Here is a 23,033-nt window from a genome sequence, read left to right as displayed (position 1 = left end):
TGCACGTGAACAGTGTCTTCGTGTGCACTTTTCTCGGTTATCCGAGGAATCTGCATACGAAGCACTCGAAATCAAAGATTTTTGATGCTTACGTGCAAATACGTCGCATACCTGAGGATTATGCACGGGAAGGGTATCTTCGAGTGCCGTTTTCTCGGGTATATGTCGGGAGTGCACGTGAAGCGTGATTAATCCGGAATTTTGCCTCTATCTGTGCCATTTTGTCGGTTAATCGAGAAATCTGCACGTGAACAGTGTCTTCGTGTGCACTTTTCTCGGTTATCCGAGGAATCTGCATACGAAGCACTCGAAATCAAAGATTTTTGATGCTTACGTGCAAATACGTCGCATACCTGAGGATTATGCACGGGAAGGGTATCTTCGAGTGCCGTTTTCTCGGTTACCTGACGAGATGGCATAGGAGAGGACTAGGAGCAACAGAATAGTGCGAAGTAACAGTCAGTGATGGAGCTACTTGTGACGAATGCGTTGTTTAACGCCAGAGTTCATAATGCGCAGGGCGGTCTCATCGTTATAGAGCGGATTGACAGCCTCTTCGACTTTATCTAGGCAGCCGAGTGCATGGCATACATTGAGAAACGTTCGTAGACTTACGGTGTCATCGCCATTTTCTAGTTTGCTAATTGTGGCTACAGAGACACCAGCTCTACTTGCCATTTCTTGCGCAGTCATGCGTTGAGTTCGGCGCCAAACACTGAGATGTTTACCCATCTCTTTTGCAACTCTGCTGACCGTAAACATTTTTCGAGCAACCATATTGTTCTCCACTCTGTGCTGATCTTAATCACTTTGTGTTTTGAATACCGTGTTACGTCTTCAATACCGCGTTAAGTTTGTTTTTTCTAATTCAGCTATATTGGCTGATGCTTTTTATGGGGCTACGGTGATACTTCACCGAAAATTTGGCTCAGTAAAGCGATCCGTTCATTGATGATGTCGATTATGACGCGTCGCTGTTTTGCAGGAATACCGTATTGTTGCGCAATGTCATCAATCTGACGAACGGCTTCGATGTTGCGATGCACTATTGCAGCTGTTCGTTGTTTATCTATTCCTAGATATCGAGCAAATTCCAGCAGTGCATTTGAACGATCACCAGTGTTGGTACCGAGCAAATTTGTATCGAATGGTGCCTGCGTAAATTCAGGATTCAGGTCAAAAGCAGGAGCTAACGCCCATCCTGATGGGTAGCGCAAGAAGCCGATATTGCGCATATGGTCATCGGTGTTATTGATCAGCAAATTGAAACAGATCCTCGCGAATAGCTGCTCCTTATCTTCACCCCAATGAGCAACGAAGCTTAACATGAAGTCTGCTAAGTCAGCCCAATCAACGAGTGAAAGATCTGGACTGTGCAGCAAAGTATGTGCACTAAGATAGGGAATTCGTGGACCATTGAGCTGACTATTCACTCGGTCGAATCGTTCGAGGAGCAGCACATGATGATGATCAATAGTCAGCAATTGTGATTGTGGAACTGGAATACCAGCAATAGCAGCTACATCGAGTGCGGTTTTCTCCCATGCCACTACGTCATATTGATCGTACGGCTGCGGAAACTTAGCAATAAGTATTTTGGCGCCGTTACGAACAACTACTTTTGGACGTGATCCGCCCAAGGAACTACCACCTGCTTGTATGAGTTGGCAGACTTGTGTAGTAGTCGCTTCATTCTTGGACACTGACCAGACAGCATCGAATAGCGTTGAAAGTTGGGATTGCTGAGGGATTTCCTTGGTATTGAGGAAAGTGCTGTTTCCTTGTACAGCAAGTCTGAGATTTCCTTGACGTGCTATATCAATACCTTGACTAAGCAGGTCCCAATCATTAGTTGGTTCGTGAGATAAGTACTGGTCGCTGGGAAGGCATGCTCCTTGAGAAGGATTTCCGTGAAGTGGAGCTGCTCCAGAATTGCTGTTCCATTGCTGTGATTGGAGAGAGCGTTCCCAATAATCAGGGAGCTGATCTTGTAAGAATGATGGAATACCTTGGCAATGGTACAGCTGCGATCTCAGAGGGAAGTCTGGCGATAGCGCATAAGCATGCGGATCATGGAGGTAATCGGAATCGTATTGAAACAGTGTTGCAGGCTTCGAACTACTTCGAATAAGGTGTAGTGATCCTACTCGTCGCTGATCATCCGCCCAAATATCGAAGGCTTCATCACACATCGTTGGCCCCTGCAGCTCAGTCTTGAATCATCATTTGCATAACTCGTAATACCCAATTTTATAAGGTTTAAGCGCCATTACATCAATTATTGTAGATGTTACGTTCCACAGAAGAGCAAAGCATAGTGCTCGTATTGTGATAGTTCGTAGGCCAAGCGTATCGAGTGAAGTAGAGCCTAAAGAGGCTAAAGATACTGAAGAAAAATCGTGGGACAGGCGCGTGAAGTGAGGTGTATGAAGCTAGGATACATGAAACCAAACGTGTGAAGACGCTCGTTTAGGTAAAAGGAACTGCCGAGATGGTGTGGTGAGAATTCATGCATTTGGATTCATACCTGAGAATTCACGTACATGGGGTGTTCTTTTCAGTTGCGGGAGTAGTTCTCGTGCCACTAGCGAATAATCCGCAGCATGGCAAGGTTTTGGGCCTACGATTTCTATCAGAAACGCATGTTTTTCCGCCGCTTTACGGATGCTATGAACTTTGCGATTGAACCATTGTGAAATACGTGGAGTTCGTTCAACCATCAAACCGCAAAACACCAACGGCTTTCGGAATAATTTTGTGAAACAAATGTGTTGCATATATAGCAGCGTTTGTAGTTGCAACAGCACACGAGGTTACGGGATTAATCCGAGCTGAGTAGAGGCAAAGCAAGTTGCTAAAACCGCGGACATCGAACTCGATGTGAGCTAAAGAAATAGCGACGTAAGTGGCATTCAAGTGGAGGAGTGTTATGTCTGATCAGCAGTCTCGTGTGGAACAACTTGAAATCGATCGTGATGGTCTGAAGCTGCACACTGTTATTACGCGTCCAGCAACGAATGGTGCTCAGGACGTGCGTTACCCAGCAGTCATTATTTTGCATGGTCTGTTTGGTGACATGGGCTATTTGCCTGAAGACCTGCTGCCAGAGATTTCTGACAAGCTTGTGGCACAGGGCTTTATGACGGTGCGCTTTGACTTTGCAGGCCGTGGCGAATCCACCGGTATTCGCAATGGTTTCGATGCATTCAGCGAGATCGAAGACACTATTGCAGTACTGGAACACGTGCGTCAGCTTGAAGACGTCGAGTCGATTTCGCTGGTTGGCCACTCGTTCGGTGGTGCAATCGCAAGCATGGTGGCTGGTATGTATAACGACGTTATTCATACACTGGCACTGCTTGCACCTGCAGCAACAATGAAGGATGACGCAATGCATGGCAAGGTACTTGATGGTGAGTTTGACGCCGTGCATGTGCCAGATGAGATCGAAGTACCAAGCAAGAAGGCTTCGGTCACTGGTCGCTTCGCCCGCATTGTGCGCACGCTGCCAATCTACGAAATTGCTGGCCAGTTCAACAAGCCAACGCTGTTTATTCAGGGTCGTGACGATCAGGTACTTAAGTCGACGAGCGCAGCGAATAACTACGAAGAGGCAATGTCTCATTGCCAGGTTTCGCTGTACGACGATTTGGGCCATCTGTTCCGCGGAGCTCAACGTGAAGTTGCAGTCAACGAAGTCGTTGAGTTCTTGACGCTCAATAAGTAAAACCAGTAATATTCGCAGAAAATACTAGTTTTGAGCATCTAGGCAGGTATTAACCCCCATGCCTAGACGTTATAAATTAGTTCCTTACTGTTTACATCGAATTTATAGACTACGGGATTATGACGCAGACGAATTCTATGCAATCAACGCCAACGGCCGCAGCACAGGCTGTTACGGGAAGCGGCGAACTGGCGAAGCCGCTCGTGCAATTGAACCATGTTGAGAAGCACTTTGGAGCTCTCCACGTGCTCAAGGACATCAACCTGACCGTGAACAAGGGCGAGGTGCTCGTCATTGTTGGTCCTTCGGGCTCCGGAAAGTCGACGATGTGCCGAACGATCAACCGACTTGAGACGATCGACTCGGGTGAGATTTTGATCGACGGTGAGAAGCTGCCACAGGAAGGCCGCGCACTGGCCAAGCTGCGCGCGGAAGTCGGCATGGTATTCCAGTCGTTCAACCTGTTCGCAAACAAAACGATTCTTGACAACGTAACGCTCGCACCAATTAAGGTGCGCCACCGTAACAAGGTCGAGGCAGAGCGCGAGGCAATGGATCTGCTGGATCGCGTCGGCGTGGCTTCGCAGGCTAACAAGATGCCATCGCAGCTCTCGGGTGGTCAGCAGCAGCGCGTTGCAATCGCACGTGCACTGGCCATGCACCCAAAGGTCATGCTGTTCGATGAGCCAACTTCGGCACTCGATCCTGAGATGGTCAACGAAGTGCTTGACGTTATGGTCGAGCTCGCACACGAAGGCATGACAATGCTGTGCGTGACGCACGAGATGGGCTTCGCTCGCAAGGCAGCAGACCGCATCGTGTTCATGGCTGATGGTCAGATCCTCGAGCAGGATACGCCAGATGCATTCTTCGAGCATCCAAAGACTGACCGTGCTAAGGACTTCCTGTCGAAGATCCTGACGCACTGACGCACTGATGCACAGATGTACTGACGTGCTAATGCATTGATGCACTAACACATGGATGCACTGACGTGCTGACTACTGACTCAGCGGAACGCGATTAACGAGAGAAATCAATGAAAAAGAAGCATTTTGGAGCGCGCATCTTCAAGCGCATCGCAGCGGCTGCGATTGCAGCAGCCTGTGTGGTGTCGCTTGCAGCGTGCGGCTCAAATACTGCCAACGAAGAGAAAATTCGTATTGGCATTAAATTCGATCAGCCGGGCTTAGGCTTCAAGAAGTCGGGAACTTACGAAGGCTTCGACGTCGACGTGGCTCGCTACGTGGCCAACTATCTGGGCTACACCGATTCGCAAATCGAGTGGAAAGAAGCACCTTCGAAGCAGCGTGAAGCCATGCTGCAGAACGGTGACGTCGATATGATCTTCGCAACCTACTCGATTACCGACGCTCGTAAGCAGTCTGTCTCCTTCGCTGGCCCATACTTCGTGGCTGGCCAGGATCTGCTCGTGCGCAAGGACGACGATTCGATTAAGGGTCCTGAAGATCTAAACGGTAAGCGTCTGTGCTCGGTAACGGGTTCGACCTCGGCAGTGACCGTTAAGCAGAAGTTCGCCAACGAAGTGCAGCTCATGGAGCAGCCAAGCTTCGCAGAGTGCGCAACGGCTCTGTTCTCGGGCATTGTGGATGCAGTCACGACCGATGACATTATTCTGGCAGGTCTCGCAGCAAACGCTCGCGGCCGCCTCAAGGTTGTTGGCAAGCCATTCACCGAGGAGTACTACGGCGTTGGCATTAAGAAGGGCGACACGGAGCTCGCTAAGAAGATCAATGAGGCTCTGACTCAGATGATCGAAGACGGCAGCTGGGAGCGCGCTTTGAAGGACAACACCCGCGGTACGGGCTTCAAGCCAAACCCGAAGTACAACCCGCCAGTTCCATCGGAAGGGGAGTGACATGAACGCATTCGTTGAACTCTTCCAGAACTACGATGTGCTTGGCGCATTCTGGGTCAACATTGAGTTGACGCTGTGGAGCGCGCTGTTCTCTACGGTGTTGGGCGTGATCCTCGTCATGATGCGTATCAGCCCAATCAACTCGCTGCGCAGGGTTGCCGGCGCTTACGTCGAGCTGTTCAAGAACATGCCTCTGACGATCATCATGGTGTTCATGGTGCTCGGCGCATTCGCTCAGCTTAAGATCAGCTTCTCCAATAACTTCTCGACGAACTTCTTCTGGCTCGCCGTCACGGGTCTGAGCTTGTACACGGCTGCTTACGTTTGCGAGTCGCTGCGTTCGGGTATCAACACCGTGCCGCTCGGTCAGGCAGAAGCCGCCCGTGCGCTCGGCTTGAACTTCTTCCAGTCGGCCTCGCTCGTTATTCTTCCGCAGGCCTTCCGCGGTTCCGTCGCTCCACTCGGTAACACGCTGATCGCACTGCTCAAGAACTCGACTGTCGCCGCCGCGGCATCGGTCGCCACTGAAACTTCCTCACTGATGAGTGAGATGATCGAGTTCCGTCCGGATGTCATCATTCAGATCTTCTTGATTTTTGCAATCGGCTACGTGATCTTAATCATCCCGATTGGTGTGCTGACAACGTATCTGTCGAACAAGCTTGCGGTCAGGAGGTGACATGGCTAACTCAACTGGTGAATCCGTATTATTTGATGCGCCTGGTCCAAAGGGTCTGAAGCGTATTCGCATTGTGAACTGGATTGCAGCAGTCGTGTTTATTGCGATTGTTGTGCTGATCCTTATGCGTTTGCATAACCCACCTGACGGTGAGAATCAGCTCAGCTGGGAGTTGTGGAAGCCTGCTCTTGATGGCGAAGCCTGGGCTGACTTCTATCTGCCTGGTCTGTGGGCAACGATTCGCGCTTCGGCTCTGGCTGTTGTTGGCGCCGTGGTGTTTGGCCTCATTATGGGCGTTGGTCGTCTGCTGCCAAGCGTGATCATCCGCGGTATCTGCGGTCTGATCGTTGAGTTCTGCCGTGCAGTGCCTGTGCTGATTATGATGATCTTCTTCTGGCGCTGGTTCGCATTCATGGGTTGGAACAGCCCTTCGTACTGGGCAGTTGTTCTGGCTCTCGTGCTCTACAACGGTTCCGTGCTTGCTGAGCTCGTGCGCTCTGGCGTTGGTAACCTGCCAAACGGCCAGCATGAAGCTTCGGTTGCTCTTGGCCTGACTCGTACGCAGTCGTTGATGTATGTGGAAGTGCCACAGGCAATCTACGCAATGCTGCCAGCAGCTGTGACGCAGCTCGTCGTGGTGCTCAAGGATACAGCTCTCGGCTCGATCATTATGTACACCGATCTGCTGCAGGAGTCGCGTCGACTTGGCTCGATGTACTTCAACATTCTGCAGACGCTTGTTGTGGCTGCAATCGTCTACTTCATTGTGTGTGCAGCTCTTTCGAAGCTCGCAGAGTGGCTGCCACAGCGTATGCAGAAGCGTACGATGGGTCCAACCGAGGCAGAGCCAATTGCTCCAATCGCCATTATGGATCCTTCGAACGTGAACCAGATTGCAGTGGCTCAGGAAGAGACGCCACTTGGTGGTAACCAGCGCATCTACCACGTGCACCACCGCGGTACGAACGCCAGCATTCATCACTGGCGCCAGACGCGCTACACGCAGGGCTTCGATGAGACGCATCCAGAAACCCAGCACATTGTGCAAACGGCAAGGAATCGCAGCTACCCAGAACCAAGCGGTTCCGCCAAGCTGGTCAACCATCCAGATGCAGTGCAAAACACTGACTCTGAGGACAAGCCAACTGAGAACTGATCTGCGCGGTAGCTCATTCGGTTGGTTCGCAAAGTTGATTGACTAGCGTCTGCAAATCTAAAAGGTTGAAAGCTCGACATGTACCTGTTGCATGTCGGGCTTTTTGCATTGATGGGTGTTTTTCCTTAGCCGTATCTGCTGCTGTACACCTGTGTGATCCGCAGTACCAGCACATATGCATGTTTTGCCTCGTAAAACCTGCCGTCGCACACTCAACTCGATTTGAAAATGTGAAAGAGTGTGTTTTGCTCCTGAGAAGAGTTGAAAATAAGCCAATACAACTTAGTCCAGCACACTCTTTCACAAATCATTGTTGAGTTGGGTGTGCGGGTACACACTCAACTCAGATCACAACTGTGAAAGAGTGTTTTTCCTCTATTTAAATTGGCCTTATCTCAAGGATCTGCCATGCAGCCACACACTCTTTCACAATTCGCATGAGAGTTGAGTGTGTGAAATCTCTAAAACTTAGTATTTGAAGTTTTCGCTATGCGGCGTATTTCGGAAATTCACAGCAAACCGCGTCACAATCGGCCCTATGGCAAAGAATGGCGAGGCAAAGCAAAATATTGCGAAGAAGCTCAAGAAGGTTGAAAAGAAGCTTGCGCTTGCAAATAGTATGACTGATGTTGCACAGCGTTTAACAACTGCAGCAAAAGCAAGCGAGATCTTAAGCTCGGTATTTACAGAACCACCAGCTCAGCGACTGCTGTTCCGTCCTAATGAAACAGAGCTGCGTACCATTGATCCGGGTTCAACACCTGGCTTTACTGGCACGAAGAAGGAATGTCAGCAGTTCATTGATTTAAGTGCCATGGAAATTGAGCGCTACCAGCAGATGATGTATGCCAATGGAACACGAGGTGGCATGCGTCGAGTGCTGATCATTCTGCAAGGCATGGATGCCTCGGGTAAGGGTGGCATTGTTAAGCACGTGTTCTCGCAGGTCAATCCAATGGGCGTGCATTATCACGGTTTTGGTGCACCAACTGCATTGGAGAAGAGTCATAACTATCTGTGGCGCATTCGCAAGGAATTGCCGAACCCAGGTTGGATCGCTATTTTCGATCGCTCGCAATACGAAGACATTGTGATGCCTCGCGTATATGGCACGTTGCCGGAGAAGCAATGGCGCGCTCGCTATAAGGAGATTAACGAGTTCGAGTATAAGCTGGCACAATCAGGTTGTGCCATTCTGAAGTTCTATCTGGTTTCCAGTAAAGAGGCACAGCGTCAACGCTTCTTGAGTCGTCTTGATGATCCTCGCAAGTATTGGAAGTTTGATCCAAGCGATCTGGATGCTCGCGAACGTTGGGATGATTACATGGATGCTTGGCAAGATGTGTTCGAGCAAACGAGCACCTCGTGGGCTCCATGGTATTTGATTCCAAGTGATCAGCGCTGGTATTCGCGCATGGTTGTTTCTGAACTGCTGCACAATACGATGAAGAATTTCAACCTCACTTGGCCAACGCTCGATGTTGATCGCAAAGATATTCTTGCAAGGCTAGGGGAGTAACAGTTTAATTTGCACAATCTAGGTAAGCATGAAGATTGCAAACTAGGGTGCTTTTGTATACAATAGTATACTATTGTATACAAAAGCACCCTAGGTGCACAGATTCAGCTAATCCATAGGAGTGTGACGATATGGGCAGTACAGTTATGTCGTTTCGTATTGATGAAAAAACTAAGAACGAAATGGAATCCGTGTGTGATCAGCTGGGTATCTCTGTGAGCTCGGCATTCGGTATTTATGCCAAGAAAGTAGCTAGGGAAAAGCGAATCCCATTCAGTCTTGATCTCGAGGAACCAATAAGTCCTGACGAAAAAGAGAAAATCGTGAATGATACTTTGCAAAAATTGCTTGATGAACATTCAGGCCTTTGGGAGGCACTCGCTCGCGAGGATCAGCAATGATACGTGTGAACTATGAAGAAGTTCTTCATATTCATGATGAATTAATTAGACGATTCGGTGGTAGCTTTGGGTTACGTTCTGAATCGTCTTTACGTGCTGCAGTAGATCAACCTTATCTATCTTTTGAGGGCAAAGATTTATATCCGTCAATTATCGATAAAGCAGCATGCCTAGGATTTGGCATTATCCAATCCCATGCTTTTGTGGATGGAAATAAGCGAACTGGCGGTATGTGTGCCATGATGCTTCTCTCAATTAATGGAATTTCCTTTAGCCCTGACGATCAAGAATGGCGAGACGTCTTATTGTTGGTTGCTTCCAACAAAATGAACCGCGATGAATTTAACAAGTGGCTGCATGCAGCGGTTGAATAATTACATTATGATCTTTTTGTGTTACAAATTCATCGCGGTCTTTTTGTATTTTTTAATTGAGCGGTCAACTTAGAGAGTGGCTAAACTCGTGAACCGTTAGATCTTAAATATTTCCGACGTGGTAATCGAAGAACACGACTTCACCAGTACGCTGCGTTTCATCGAGATCAATTGTGCCGGTAATAGCCCAATCGTGGTCACCATCGGAATCGTCAATAATCTGACGAACCTTCCACGAGTGCTCCGAGATCTCATTGCGCTCATCAAGGATGAACCATTCACCACTACGAGCATGCTGATCAATACCAACATATTCGTGCTCATCGTAGTAGTCGTCGAGCAAATCATCCCACTCGTGAGGACCATAACCGTATGGCTTATCAAGAGCACCGAGTGTATCAACGTCCTCCAAATCCATAAGCTGCACACGACGCCACATAGCGTTACGTACGAGCACAGTCAGACCACGACGATCCTCAACAACAGCCTCAGCTGCGCTAGGAGCCGCCAGATTCACAGCAGCTTCAATATCGGAGTTGTCGGCGTTCTCCCATTCATCCATTAACGAGGAATCGATAGAGCGCACGACCAAGTGCAGCCAAGAAATAATATCCTGCAGCTCATCGTTACGCTTCTCTGGCGGAACCGTGTAAGCCAAAGCACGGTAAGCATCAGACAGGTAACGCAGCAGCGTACCTTCAGAACGAGCAATGTTGTAACGAGCAATATAACCCGTGAAGTCAGAAGCCGTCTCGACCATGTCGCGTACAACTGACTTAGGGCTCAGCCAATAATCATTAGCCCAAGGCATGTCCTGACGATACTGCGTAAACGCAGCAGTCAACAGCTCTTCCAAAGGCTTTGGATACGTAATATCCTGCAAGCGTTCCATACGCTCGTCATAATCCACGCCATCAGCCTTCATCTCACTCATGGCCTTATCACGAGCCTGGCGCTGCTGAGCACGCAGAATCTGAGGCGGATCATCAAGCGTTGCCTCAACCATCGAAATAACATCCAATGCATAAGTTGGCGACTCAGGATCCAACAGTTCCAAAGCAGCCAACAGGAATGGACTCAATGGCTGGTTCAAAGCCAAGTTATCTGGCAACTCAACATTCAAGTAGTAGTTGAGATGACCATCTTCGTCGCGCTCAGTTTCAATCACATCAGTGTCAAACAGCGTATCGAAGATCTCAATAGCACGCTGATGCAGCTTAGCCTTTTCCTCGCTCGTCTGCGACGAGTTATCAATCAGACGACGCACGCGCTCGCGAGCATCGCCGCCCTGCATAACCATGTTGAGCACAAGCGAATGCGTAATCTGCAGATGAGGCTTCAACGTTTCTGGCTCAGCATCAATTAGCTTGTCAAACGTCGACTCGTTCCAAGGTACAAAGCCCTCAGGAGCCTTCTTACGCTTGACCTTCTTGAGCTTCTTTGGATCGTTGCCAGCCTTTGCCAGTGCGCGCTCGTTCTCAATCTCAAACTCAGGAGCCTCAGCAATAACCAAGCCCTCAGTATCGAAGCCCATACGACCAGCACGGCCTGCAATCTGATGGAACTCACGAGCACGCAGCTTACGCACACGGTTGCCATCGAACTTCGTCAGTGCCATCAGCACGACTGAGTGAATTGGTACGTTAATACCAACACCCAGCGTATCGGTGCCGCAAATCACTGGCAGCAATCCCTGCTGTGCCAGCGTCTCAACCAAGCGGCGGTAACGAGGCAGCATACCGGCATGGTGAATACCAACACCTGTACGCAGCAAACGATGCAAAATCTTGCCGAATGCCGTAGTGAACTTGAAGCCCTTAATAGCCTCAGCAATAGCCTCACGCTGCTGCTTATTCGAAACACCAGAGTTTGCTAAAGCCTGTGCCGAATCCAGAGCAGCATCCTGTGAGAAGTGCACTACATAAATTGGCGTATCGCCACGGTTGAAGGCCGTCTCAACAGTCTTCTCGAATGGTTCCTTCGTGTATTCGAAGGTCAGTGGCACTGGGCGAGGAGCGTCCGAAATCACATCCACGTCGTGGTCAGTCATCTGCTCAAGCTTGTCAGCAATACGATCCACATCACCAAGCGTTGCACTCATGAGCAGGAACTGCGTATCAGGCAGCGTCAGCAGTGGCACTTGCCAAGCCCAACCACGCGAAGGATCGCCATAGTAATGGAACTCATCCATAGCCACGCAACCAATGTTCGCTCGACGACCCTCACGCAGTGCTTGGTTTGCCAGAATCTCTGCCGTGCAGCAAATAATCGGTGCATCAGCATTAATATGCGAGTCGCCAGTAATCAGACCAACATTTTCGCGGCCAAAAACATCAACAAGATCAAAGAATTTCTCAGAAACCAGTGCCTTAATTGGAGCCGTATAATATGCGGTTCGCCCCGTGCACAGCGCTTCGTAGCACATGCCCAACGCCACGAGCGACTTACCCGAGCCCGTAGGCGTATTTAAAATCACATGATTTCCAGCGAGCAGATCAAGAATTGCCTCCTCCTGGTGAGGCCATGGCTCAATATGCTTCGTGCGTTCAACCCAGTCAAAGAAACGCTCGTAAATCTCATCTGAGTTCAATGGCAAGTCGCGCTCAGGCGGCACGAGCGCAGCCAGCGAACCGTAGCCCTCTGCAGTTGCGTTATTTTCCGCCGTCTCACTCATCGCTGTCCCGTCCTTTTCGCCCGCTTCATTCTTCGTCGACATTCTATTTATTTCTGCTTCTACGTCTGTACGTGCTCGTTGTACTCTACGCAGTACCATACGAAAACTCAGTCTAGTAGCAATGCATTAAGTACGCGATGCTTCGGCGAGCGGCACAGTACAATAGGCACCATGGCAACGGGTGTGGATTTAAAACCAATCATTACTGAGACGCTTTATATTGACAATGAAGAAGAGCTTAAAGCTGAGTTGCGCGAAAGTGCAAAAAATGAATTTCGTAAAAGGAATAAATTACAGTTTTCTGCAGAGGAGGAGAACTCAGTATCTGCTCTAGAAAACAAATTTGCACAGTATGTGATGGATTATCCAGTTGTATATATCGTTCACAAAGATGTGGACGGAGAAAATGGAAAACAATATGAAGTTTATGTTGGAGAAACCAACGATATCATCAATAGAACAAGACAGCATATTCTTCAAGATGTCAAAACTATGAGCTCATGGAGCGATTTTCAGAAAATCTGGAGTAAAAATGGTGGTCATGCATCCCAATATGTTATTGCTGATCAATTATTTAATAAGTCACTGACGCTTGATATTGAGAATAAATTAATCCAATATCTACTTTCAGTGAAAAGTGTTAGGCATATATATAACGGCCGTACTAACCCTCAGGGTAATTACTATACTCAGGATAAATTCGATAAAATCTTTACTGAGATTTGGCGGAATCTTAATAAGCGAGATTCAATTTTATTTCCGGCAGAGAAGATAATTCTTGATTCTGCATTATTCAAAGCATCGCCTTTTCATCAGTTGAGTGAGGAACAATGCGAAGCAGAAAACCAAATTCTTCAAATTGTTAATGAGGTGAGAAGTAATCGGGATAATAATCTCTCAACGCTTGTTCTTGTCTCGGGGGCAGCAGGTACTGGAAAGACTGTTCTTTTAAGTCATCTATTTTATAATCTGATGCAAGAAATTAAGGATGAGAAAGCGTCATCTAAGTCCAGCGATACTGGATGGATGAACGGGGGAAGTTCGCTTCTTCCAGCTTATATTGCTGTTAAACAGGATCAACAGCGTGTGGTTTATGATCAGATTGCGACTAGGCTTCGTTTGCAGAAGAAAAACGGCACTGTTGTTTTAAAGCCAACTACGTTTATAAATCAAGCCCAAAAGCTTCTTGGAATCAAGCCTGGTAAAGCAGGGGAAAAAGGGCAACCATCACCGCGGCCTGTATCTGATGTTGTGCTTGTTGATGAAGCTCATTTGTTACTTACGCAGGGTAATCAAGGATACCGTGGCGATAATATGCTTCTTGATTTGTTGCGTTATGCCAAAGTTGTTATTGCTGTTTATGATCCTAGACAGGTGCTTGAGTCCTCACAACGATGGATTGATAAGAAATCTTTCGGTATCTTAACTGGTGAGAATCAGGAGAATTCGCCAAGATATGGTCAGCGTGAAGTTGTTGAACTAGGTGGAGAAACGATTAACTTCATGCGAATTAAGCTTAACCAGCAATTTCGTATGGCTGCGAGTGACGATATATTGCATTGGTTTGAAGCATTTACTGAGCAAGGCTTGATCAAACCGATCCCAGTTGATCCGGGTGAGCCAAATACGCATATCTCAAATAACTCGAAAAATATGTGGAAACGTGAGCCTTATCAAATTCATATTTGTTCTTCTCCTTGGGAAGTTATGAAACATATTCGTGAGAAGAATGAAGATGGATTGTCTGATAATGGTTTATCAAGAGTTGTGGCAACATACGATTGGAAGTATGTTGGCGTTAAAAATTCTAAGGAAAAGCCGGTAACCCCTGACGGAAAATGGGATGTGGAGTTATTTAGGCATGCTGATAATCAATGGTATATGGTGCCGGCTGAAGGCTTTAATGGGCAACGTGGCTATAACTCAAAGTGCGAAGACTGCAAGTATTTCTGTTTTCCTTGGAATTACGAGCTGGAAGATACGCCTGAGGAAAAGGAATACAAACGTCTCCAGGGTGAACAAGCTTGGGCGGAGAAACCTCATACTATTAATGAGATTGGGTCGACATATTCAATTCAGGGCTTTGACCTGAACTATGTTGGTGTGATTTTAGGTCCCTCTATTGGCTATGACAACAAGCGGAAGCGGATTGTAATACATCCTGAATTTAGTAAAAAGAAGAATGCCATCCAAAAGAAAGAAAGTCGTTATGATTTTTCAACGGAAAACCTTTTAAATGAACTTAATGTGCTAATGACTCGCGGTGTTCATGGCATTTATTTATTTGCTGTAGATCAAGATCTACAGAGGGCCTTAGAAGAGGCTGCGCAGAATGGTACCAGTGACACCTTATTCTGATGCAATTATACTATCGAACATCTGTTCGACAAGTCTGGAAGGCGTGACTACAATGGCGACTAGGCGTCTGGAGGGGTCATGGAACAGGATTTATTTGCAGCATCAAGCGCACCAGAAGAAATGGTGCGTCCTTTAGCAGTACGAATGCGCCCACAGACGCTTGATGATGTTATTGGTCAGCAAAAAGCATTGGCACATGGTTCGCCATTGCGTCGTTTGGCTGATCCTGCATCGCTTGGTTCACTGACTGCGCCAAGCTCGATTATTCTGTTTGGCCCTCCAGGAGTTGGCAAAACAACGCTGGCCACGATTGTCGCCAAGCAGTCGGGTAGGGCGTTTGAAGAACTCTCCGCTGTGACAAGCGGTGTGAAAGATGTTCGCGCAGTACTGTCTCGCGCGCATGAACGCCTTGTTTCTACAGGACAAGAGACAGTTCTTTTTATTGATGAGGTGCATCGTTTCTCAAAATCGCAGCAAGATGCGTTACTGCCAAGTGTTGAGAATCGTGACATTACATTTATTGCGGCTACGACCGAGAACCCAAGTTTCTCGGTGATTAAGCCATTACTGAGCCGTTCTGTGGTAGTCAAGCTTGAGTCACTCAATCATGATGAGCTCGAACAAGTGGTTCGTAGAGCAGTCGTCAGCGAGCACGGTCTTGCTGATTCGGTTGCTATTACGAATCAAGCTGTCGATGACATTATTCGCATGGCCGGAGGAGATGCGCGTAAGTCATTAACGATTCTCGAGGCTGCAGCTGGCGCATTAGAAGAAGATAGCAACGTAAAGACTAGTGCGGTAAAACAATCTGACAATGCGAAGACTAACGCAGGAAAGCAATCTAGTAACGCGAAGACTGGTAAGAACAAGAAAGCCAGTGACGCAAAACCAGAAATCACTCCTGAAATCGTGGCGCAAGTTATGGATACCGCAACGATTCGCTACGACAAGCAGGGTGACGATCATTACGACGTGGCCTCAGCGTTTATTAAGTCGATGCGCGGCTCGGATGTAGACGCGAGCCTGCATTACCTGGCTCGCATGATTCGAGCGGGAGAAGACCCGCGATTTATTGCGCGACGCATCATGATTGCTGCAGCAGAAGAAGTCGGCATGGCCGCACCACAAATTCTGCAGGTAACGGTAGCCGCTGCACAAGCAGTAGCCCTCGTCGGCATGCCAGAAGCACGACTTATTCTGGCAGAAGCAGTCGTGGCCGTAGCAACCGCCCCGAAATCAAACGCAACCTATATGGCCATTAATCAGGCGCTCGCAGACGTTGATGCAGGCAAAGTTGGACCAGTGCCGCTGCACATTCGTAACGCTCCTACGAAACTGATGGAATCGTGGGGCAATCACGACGGCTATATTTACGCGCACGATGTGCCGGGTGCTGTGGCAGCTCAGCAGTACATGCCAGACGAGCTCGATGGTACGGAGTATTACCATCCGAATGATCGTGGATACGAGCGTGAAATTGGACCACGCTTGGATAGAATCCGCGATATTTTGCGCCAACATAAGTGATGGCGCTTGGCGAACGCTGAGTAGGGAAGTCGGCGCTATTCAAGGCGATGTACTGAGCTGAAAAATGTCCAGTATAGCGTTGTACATTCAGTAACGGTTCGAATACGGACTGAATGATTCCACTCTATTTTTGCTGCGCGAAGCTATGCGCTCGGGTGGACTATGTCTGATTCGAGCGGACGAAACCCGACGATCGGGCAATTCGTGCGCGGTATGCGCACATCGAGAGAGGCGAAATACGCAACATATGGCACAAACAACCTCAACACTGTCCATGAAAAGTGCCGAAACTGAAGAAGAGGTCATGGACGATCTTGCTTACGAAGTAGAGAACGAAGAGGCTCAGGCATCGCATGACGCTGATGAAAAGGTTCCTAGCTTCCTGATTGGATCTATTGTCGCTGTCGGTTCGCTGGCATTTATCGGTATTTTGACCGAGACGGTTATGACCGTGCTGTTCCCATCGCTGATGCAGGAATTCGGCGTTGATACGGCAACTGTGCAGTGGGTCACGACGATTTACATTCTTGTGGTTGGCGCTATTATGCCAATTTCTAGCTTCCTGAAGCGCCGCTTTACGTCGAAGTCACTGTTCGTGTTCGCATTGGCCACGGCTGTTGTTGGCCCAATCATTATTTATTTCTCGAGCGCCTTCTGGATGGTGCTCGCAGCTCGCGTCATTCAGGGTATTGGTGCAGGTATTGCAACGCCTCTGATGATGAACATTATTCTGGAACAGTCACCACGTTCTAAGGTCGGTCGACTCATGGGCGTTGGTTCACTCGTCATTACTGTGGCTCCAGCAATTGGTCCAACTGTGGGCGGTGCGCTGACACAGGTGATGTCGTGGCGCATGGTGCTGCTGCTGACGATCCCAATCCTGCTTATTATTTCGCTGCCGCTGGGCTTGAAGAACATTCGCCAGATGGTGGCTCCAACTGACGCTACGCTTAACGCCGTTGGCTTCATCTCTATTGTGTTGGCTCTGGTCGGCTTGGTGCTCGGTGTCAACCAGCTTGGCTCCGGTATCTCGCATGTGGTGGCCGGTAGTGCTGCTGCAGCACAGCTGATTATTGGCGGCGTTGCCTTCGTTATTGGTCTGGCTGCGCTGCTGCTGTTCGGCGTCTCGTCACGTCGTTCGTTCTCGCCACTGCTGCGCTTGGGCTGGTTGCGTGATCCAATCTCGCTGCTGCACGTGCTGCCATATCTGCTCATGCCAATGCTTGGTATTGGCTTCGGATACGTTATTACGAACTTGGGTCAGCTCGGTATGGGTTGCTCGGCTCTGGTTTCCGGTCTGCTTGTGCTACCGGGTGCCTTGATTGGTGCATTCTTTGCTCCAGTAGGCGGTATGCTCTATGACCGCTTCGGCGCACGTGGCCCAATTCTGATTCCAATGAGCTTCTCGCTGCTGGCACTCGTGTTCATGTTCGTGTTCGCTCGTACGCTCTCGCCATTCGGCCTTGCATTCCTGTACTTCGTGTTCGGTCTTGGCTATTCGCTGAGCATCTCGAACATTATGACCGACGGTATTGCGGGTATTCCGCCTCAATTCACGACTGATGGCACTGCAGTGTTCCAGACGTCGTTGCAGATTGGTGGCGCATTCGGTATGACGATCTTCTCCACGATTATTGCTGTGGCACAGGCTGGTCACGGTGTGGAAGGAACTGCCGATTACGCACAGGCCACGATGGTTGGCGGTATGTGGGTGTTCGCCACGATGATCCTGATTGCACTGGCTGCAATGATCTGCTTGTTCGTGGCATTCCGCATGCGTGCGAAGCGCAATGGTGAAGCAAGCTTGGAGCACGGTATTACCGATTGATCTGATCGCAGATTGATTGAATCCAGATGAGTTGATCACGGATTGATCTCATTGATATTGAAGAAGCCCATCACAGGTACGATGTGATGGGCTTCTTTTTCTACACACTACAGCATTACAAAACATAGGGGGCATGTTCAAATGCATTGTTACCGTTTACTACGCGGTGACAATGCATAGCTTACTGAACGCAAAGTTACTGATGCAATGGCCTCGTGTGAAAGTTAAGTGTGTATTGCGCGGCCTAACTGACAAGCGAGCGTGCTCAGACCAACATGGCGCGCAGCACAGCAACGCTTTCACCAAGCAATGCAATATCTTGCTGCATATACGAGTGACGCACGTTGATTTTGCCGAGGAAGTCGGAATCAACAGTAGAGTTCACTGCATAATCAACTGAGGCTAAGAACACATTGTCAATAACATCTGGCTCACCAGAAATGACGATGTCACTAATACCAGCCATAGCCGCTGGCATAGCAAGCGTCTGGCCGAGCAGCGTTCCCGCCTGCGTCAGAATGCGATCACGCCTTGAAGGATCAGCATCAAGCTGACGATGCAGCGAAGGAATCGACGTCATAGTTTCTAAGCAGCCGCGCTTACCGCACGTGCACATAGGACCGCGTTCATCAACGGAAACATGGCCAATTTCACCAGCTGAATAGTGGCTGCCAACAATAATCTTGTCGTCAATAAGCATGGCCGCACCAACACCGCGAGCAATGCGCACAAAAATCATATTGGCGCTGCTCTCGCCATACTGGCGTTCAGCAAGAGCTGACACATTAGCGTTGTTATTAACGAGCACAGGCGTATTAGTCAGCTCCTCAAGCTGCTGAGCCAGTGCCACATTTTCCCAACCAATGTTTGGAGCCTTGAGCACAACGCCATCAGCATCAACAGTGCCAGGGGAGGCAACACCAATGCCCAGCAGAGGAGCGGTCAGTTGGTCCTTTAATGCCATGCACAAATCGGCAATTGGCTGGACTTCAAGCTTGTCTTCTACATCAATAGGAATATCAACGCGCTGCACGAGCTGGCCAGTCAAATTGGTAATAGCACCAGACAGCACCGATGGCTGTGAAATATCAACGGTAATAATTTGACGAGCATCAGGATTGAGCTTGAGCATAATAGCTGGCTTGCCGCGGCCGCTCGAAGAACGAATGCCCTCTTCAATAACGAGTCCATCGTCAATCAGAGAAGATACGACGCTTGATGCGGATGACTTAGACAATCCGGTGATTTTAGCAACATCGGCACGGCTCATCTGCTGATGAGGATAGAGCAAATGCAGCACTGCTCGACGATTGCGCTTACGAATATCTTCAGGAGTAGCAACAGTTACACTCAGTGTCTCGGAAGTGCCGAGGCCTTGAGTCACATGTTGCTCGGTTGGCTTGGAAATCATTTGATGTTCCTTGTTCTACTGGTCACGATCCACATCTGTTGTTCAACATACGCGCGTAAGGCGAAGTCCTGAACAAATGACGGATCGATTGAAGGCTATTAGTTCCAAAAGTTGAGAGCTCTTACTTCACTGCGCCATTGACGTTCCCCTGTCCGATTCGTTGTTGAACAATCATGAAGAAAATGACAACTGGCAAAGAGAACAGCACCGATGCTGCCATCTGTGCACCCACATCAATGCCCGTTGGCGTCGAGAACGAAGCCAACCAAACCGGCAATGTGTAGTGGCTCTGATCCTTCATGAACGTATAGGTCAGCAGATAGTCATTCCACGAATGAATAAACGCAAACACCGACGTAGAAATAATGCCTGGAGCAGCCAGCGGGAATGTAATATGCCACAGAATCTGCCACTCATTCGCACCCTCAACACGAGCCGATTCGAACAAACTCATTGGCATCGCAAGGAAGAATCCTCGCATATTCCAGATAGAGAAGGGCAGAATCATCGCTACGTAGGCAATGATGAGACCAACATAAGTATCAAGCATGCCGAAACGGTTGAACACAATAAATTGAGGGATCAGCATAGCTGTACCCGGAATCATCTGGACGGCCAGAATGATGATCATCAAAACTCGCTGCCCACGGAAGCGGTACATCGTCAGGGCCGCGCAGGCGAGGAAGGCCACGAGTACTGAGACGACAACCGTGACGAGCGTAACGATTGTGCTGTTCGTCAGCGACGTGAGGAACGTGCGCGACTTGAACACTTCGGCAAAGTGATCGAGTGAGAAACGCTGCGGCCAGAACGTTGGCGTATCTTCAAGCACACCATTGCGTGGCTTGAACGCGGTGTTGAGCATCCAATAAATAGGGAAGACCCACGCAATAATAAAGACAATTGCCAGAACGCGGACGGTCCAACGACGACGATTCGTAGTCATTTCAGACCTCCTTTCCGGCCTTGAACATGCGACGTAAATAGACACCGGTTAGCGCGAGCAACAGCACCGTAGTGATCATGCTGATCGCAGCGCCGCGGCCAATATCAAAACTGACGAACGCCTGGCGATACGCGTAAATACCAACAGTTGCCGTCGCATCATTCGGACCGCCCTGCGTGAGCAGCCAAGTCTGATTGAAAATATTGAAATCCCAAATCGTTGAGAGCACACCAATAACAATGAGCTGAGGCGAGAGCAGCGGCACCGTAATGCTCCAATACGAGCGGATCGGGCCGGCGCCATCAAGCGACGCCGCTTCCAAATAACTCGAGTCCAGCTGCGACTGCGCGGCGTACACAGTAATTGCAATGTACGGCACAGCCTGCCAGATCACGAGCAGCCAAATGCAGACGAACGCGAGCACAGGATTCGTAGTCCACGAAAGATTGCGCACGTCACCGAACATCTGCAGTTGCGACAGCATCCAATTGATAACGCCATAACCAGGCTGGAACATCCAAGCGAAAATCAGCGCAGACGCGACGTTCGGCAGAGCCCAAGCCAGCACGAGTGCGATAGAAACGAGTGTGCGCAACACGGAACCGAGACGCGTCATCATCTGAGCAACGCCCATGCCCAGTAGCATGCTCGTGGCGACGAGCACAGCCGTGAACACAATCGTGATGCCCAGCGAATACAGGAACTGCGAGCTCGTAAATACTTGCGCGTACTGCTTGAAACCGACGAGATCGAATTCGCCCGTGAACAGCGACCGCATATTGAAGTTCGTCAGCGATGCGATGACGAGCATAATGAACGGGATCACCACGAGCAGCGCAATAATAATGCACGCTGGCAGCAGCATCATCGCAGGGAGACGGTGCGATGGTTGTGCTGATTTAGGCTGTGGTGATTTCAGCTGCGGTGAAGCTGGGTGTGCTGGAGTTGTCTGAACTGATTGCTCAGCAGTGCGGGTCGTCTTCAATCCTGTATTCATCATGCGAGCCCCTCATTCTTTGAGAACACTGCATTGGCAGTGGCGTCGAACGAAGCAGCAGCCTGCGCAATCGACGACTTACCCTCAGCAACCGTGGCAAACAAGTTCTTCAGCGAACCGTCGCCCTCGAGCGTGGACCAACCCACAACTGCAGGAACGGCCTGCGAATGCTCGGCAGCCTCAAAGAAACCGCGCTGAATAGGACTCAAATCCTTGCCATTCAGGAACTCATGCAGCAGTTCCTCGCTGTTTGGCAGCCAGCCGTCATGATTGACAATCCACTTGCGCTGGATCTCATCGTTCGTGGCCGACTCAATCCACTTCATCGCAAGCGACGCATGATTACTATGTGCCGGAATAGCCCACACCGAGCCAGCCATAACGCTTGGCTGCACTCCGCCTGACACATTCGGCATAGGGAACGTTGCAATATCCTCAGGCTTCAACGTCTCGGAAATTGACAGGATCTTCGAAACCGTTGCCGAATTCCACATAATTGCCGACGTCTTACCTTGCGCAAATATCTGCGCCATATCTGGATTATTCGTTTCCGCAGCGCGAGACGCGACTGACGAAAACTCATTCTGGAACGCCTTCCACTGCTCAAGTCCCTGCTCAGAAGCCTTCGAGCTCATGGAAGCCTGCCAGTGCATGCCATCGCGCACAGCAGCATTACCGCCCGCGCCCCACACAAACTGCAGGCCCGCGAACCAGTTACGACCAGGCAAATAGAACGGGCAGAACGAACTCGAATTACCAAACTGGCGCTGCACCGTGCGCAAGTCCTCGGTTAATTCACTAAATGTACGAGGCATGGCCGTAATGCCAGCCTGCTGCCACATCGCCTTATTGACGATGACGGCGCGCGTAGCACCAAACGCTGGAACGCCATACGTATTGCCGTCAAACTGCGCCGAATCGGCAAGACCAGGAATCCAGTGATTACCGTTAGCTAACGTTTGCGTAAACGAGCTCAGGTCAAGCAGACCGCCATTCGCTGCAAAATCAGCGATTTTCGTGTTACCAACATCAATAACATCAGGTGGATTGCCCGTTGCTAGGGCAGTGGTGAGTTTGGTTGCAATGCCGTCCCATGGCTGAATTTGCACGTTAACTTTGGCGCCAGTAGTGTGTGTGAACTTGGTATTGATGGCGTCGATAGTTTGCTGCGAAAGGTCATCCTGCATAATCCAAACTGTGAGCTCGTTCGCTGAACTTCCGGCACGCTGCGCTGGTGCACCAATCGAGCATCCGGTCAAGAGCGTGAGTGAGCAAACACATGCTGAAACGATTGAGGCAATACGACACCATGACTTACGAAAAGTCGTATGCGAAGCACGCGTCATGTGGTCTCCCTTCTTCGCCCTGGTGCTCGATCATCGTTGATCACTTGGCTGCCGACGTTGGCAAGCAGGGCGTTTTCAACGTGTTCTCATTGTATCCGTTGAAGTTCGTTCTGATTTCATATTAGTACGTGCTGCGTACTTAATGGGACGACGTGTCGTTTTGTCTGTTTCTGCTGATTTTTTCTCTTAATTTCTGTTAAACACGCCGAGT

The 23,033-nt window shown here is 49.3% G+C and carries 18 protein-coding genes; 11 read left to right on the top strand and 7 right to left on the bottom strand.

Going from position 1 to position 23,033, the window contains the following annotated elements:
* Positions 1-471: 471 nt before the first annotated feature.
* Positions 472-732: a helix-turn-helix domain-containing protein gene (locus D2E26_RS03935; protein ID WP_277599626.1), complete on the bottom strand. Its 261-nt coding sequence runs from the start codon at positions 730-732 to the stop codon at positions 472-474.
* A 167-nt stretch (positions 733-899) separates the two neighbouring features.
* Positions 900-2,192 (bottom strand): type II toxin-antitoxin system HipA family toxin, encoded by a 1,293-nt coding sequence (locus D2E26_RS03930; protein WP_125963330.1) that lies wholly within the window; start codon positions 2,190-2,192, stop codon positions 900-902.
* 737 nt (positions 2,193-2,929) lie between these two features.
* Between D2E26_RS03930 and D2E26_RS03925 the strand changes: the two genes are divergently transcribed.
* The 8 genes from D2E26_RS03925 to D2E26_RS03890 all read left to right on the top strand — a co-directional run bounded on the left by D2E26_RS03925 (position 2,930) and on the right by D2E26_RS03890 (position 9,735).
* Positions 2,930-3,727 (top strand): alpha/beta hydrolase, encoded by a 798-nt coding sequence (locus tag D2E26_RS03925; RefSeq protein ID WP_125963329.1) that lies wholly within the window; start codon positions 2,930-2,932, stop codon positions 3,725-3,727.
* Positions 3,728-3,864: 137 nt separating this feature from the next.
* Entirely contained in the window at positions 3,865-4,656 is a 792-nt protein-coding gene (locus tag D2E26_RS03920) for an amino acid ABC transporter ATP-binding protein (protein ID WP_125963421.1), read from the top strand.
* 110 nt (positions 4,657-4,766) lie between these two features.
* On the top strand, positions 4,767-5,606 hold the full coding sequence (locus D2E26_RS03915; RefSeq protein WP_125963328.1) for a glutamate ABC transporter substrate-binding protein: 840 nt from the start codon (positions 4,767-4,769) through the stop codon (positions 5,604-5,606).
* Between the two features lies 1 nt (position 5,607).
* The gene (locus D2E26_RS03910; protein WP_125963327.1) at positions 5,608-6,285 is read left to right on the top strand and encodes an amino acid ABC transporter permease; all 678 of its coding nucleotides are present in this window, start codon (positions 5,608-5,610) and stop codon (positions 6,283-6,285) included.
* 1 nt (position 6,286) lies between these two features.
* Positions 6,287-7,441: an amino acid ABC transporter permease gene (locus tag D2E26_RS03905; RefSeq protein ID WP_125963326.1), complete on the top strand. Its 1,155-nt coding sequence runs from the start codon at positions 6,287-6,289 to the stop codon at positions 7,439-7,441.
* A 538-nt stretch (positions 7,442-7,979) separates the two neighbouring features.
* Positions 7,980-8,960, top strand: a complete 981-nt coding sequence (locus D2E26_RS03900; protein ID WP_125963325.1) for a PPK2 family polyphosphate kinase — start codon at positions 7,980-7,982, stop codon at positions 8,958-8,960.
* Between the two features lie 131 nt (positions 8,961-9,091).
* Positions 9,092-9,361 carry a type II toxin-antitoxin system RelB/DinJ family antitoxin gene (locus D2E26_RS03895; protein WP_125963324.1) on the top strand — a complete coding sequence of 90 codons (270 nt, stop codon included), beginning with the start codon at positions 9,092-9,094 and terminating at the stop codon, positions 9,359-9,361.
* Between the two features lie 5 nt (positions 9,362-9,366).
* Positions 9,367-9,735 carry a type II toxin-antitoxin system death-on-curing family toxin gene (locus D2E26_RS03890; RefSeq protein WP_164515852.1) on the top strand — a complete coding sequence of 123 codons (369 nt, stop codon included), beginning with the start codon at positions 9,367-9,369 and terminating at the stop codon, positions 9,733-9,735.
* 103 nt (positions 9,736-9,838) lie between these two features.
* Here D2E26_RS03890 and D2E26_RS03885 read toward each other — a convergent pair whose 3' ends face one another.
* Positions 9,839-12,409 (bottom strand): DEAD/DEAH box helicase, encoded by a 2,571-nt coding sequence (locus D2E26_RS03885; RefSeq protein WP_125963322.1) that lies wholly within the window; start codon positions 12,407-12,409, stop codon positions 9,839-9,841.
* Between the two features lie 171 nt (positions 12,410-12,580).
* On the opposite strand from D2E26_RS03885, the gene D2E26_RS03880 reads away from it, so the two are divergent.
* From D2E26_RS03880 to D2E26_RS03870, 3 genes are all read left to right on the top strand, one after another.
* Positions 12,581-14,767: a DUF2075 domain-containing protein gene (locus D2E26_RS03880; protein ID WP_125963321.1), complete on the top strand. Its 2,187-nt coding sequence runs from the start codon at positions 12,581-12,583 to the stop codon at positions 14,765-14,767.
* 78 nt (positions 14,768-14,845) lie between these two features.
* Positions 14,846-16,294, top strand: coding sequence for a replication-associated recombination protein A (locus D2E26_RS03875; protein WP_125963320.1), 1,449 nt, complete (start codon positions 14,846-14,848; stop codon positions 16,292-16,294).
* A gap of 304 nt (positions 16,295-16,598) precedes the next feature.
* A complete protein-coding gene (locus D2E26_RS03870; RefSeq protein ID WP_164515866.1) occupies positions 16,599-18,122 on the top strand; it encodes an MFS transporter in 1,524 nt (507 codons plus the stop codon).
* A gap of 265 nt (positions 18,123-18,387) precedes the next feature.
* On the opposite strand, the gene D2E26_RS03865 is transcribed toward D2E26_RS03870, so the two are convergent.
* The 4 genes from D2E26_RS03865 to D2E26_RS03850 form a co-directional block, all read right to left on the bottom strand.
* Complete coding sequence (locus tag D2E26_RS03865; RefSeq protein WP_125963319.1) at positions 18,388-19,533, bottom strand: ROK family protein; 1,146 nt, start codon at positions 19,531-19,533, stop codon at positions 18,388-18,390.
* A 121-nt stretch (positions 19,534-19,654) separates the two neighbouring features.
* Positions 19,655-20,479 (bottom strand): carbohydrate ABC transporter permease, encoded by an 825-nt coding sequence (locus D2E26_RS03860; protein ID WP_125963318.1) that lies wholly within the window; start codon positions 20,477-20,479, stop codon positions 19,655-19,657.
* 1 nt (position 20,480) lies between these two features.
* The gene (locus D2E26_RS03855; protein ID WP_241218846.1) at positions 20,481-21,479 is read right to left on the bottom strand and encodes a carbohydrate ABC transporter permease; all 999 of its coding nucleotides are present in this window, start codon (positions 21,477-21,479) and stop codon (positions 20,481-20,483) included.
* A complete protein-coding gene (locus tag D2E26_RS03850; protein ID WP_164515851.1) occupies positions 21,476-22,663 on the bottom strand; it encodes an extracellular solute-binding protein in 1,188 nt (395 codons plus the stop codon). The genes D2E26_RS03855 and D2E26_RS03850 overlap by 4 nt, the downstream gene beginning before the upstream one ends.
* Between the last annotated feature and the right edge of the window lie 370 nt (positions 22,664-23,033).

Source organism: Bifidobacterium dolichotidis (assembly GCF_003951975.1).
GTDB lineage: Bacteria > Actinomycetota > Actinomycetes > Actinomycetales > Bifidobacteriaceae > Bifidobacterium > Bifidobacterium dolichotidis.
This window is presented reverse-complemented; position numbering and strand designations above follow the sequence as displayed.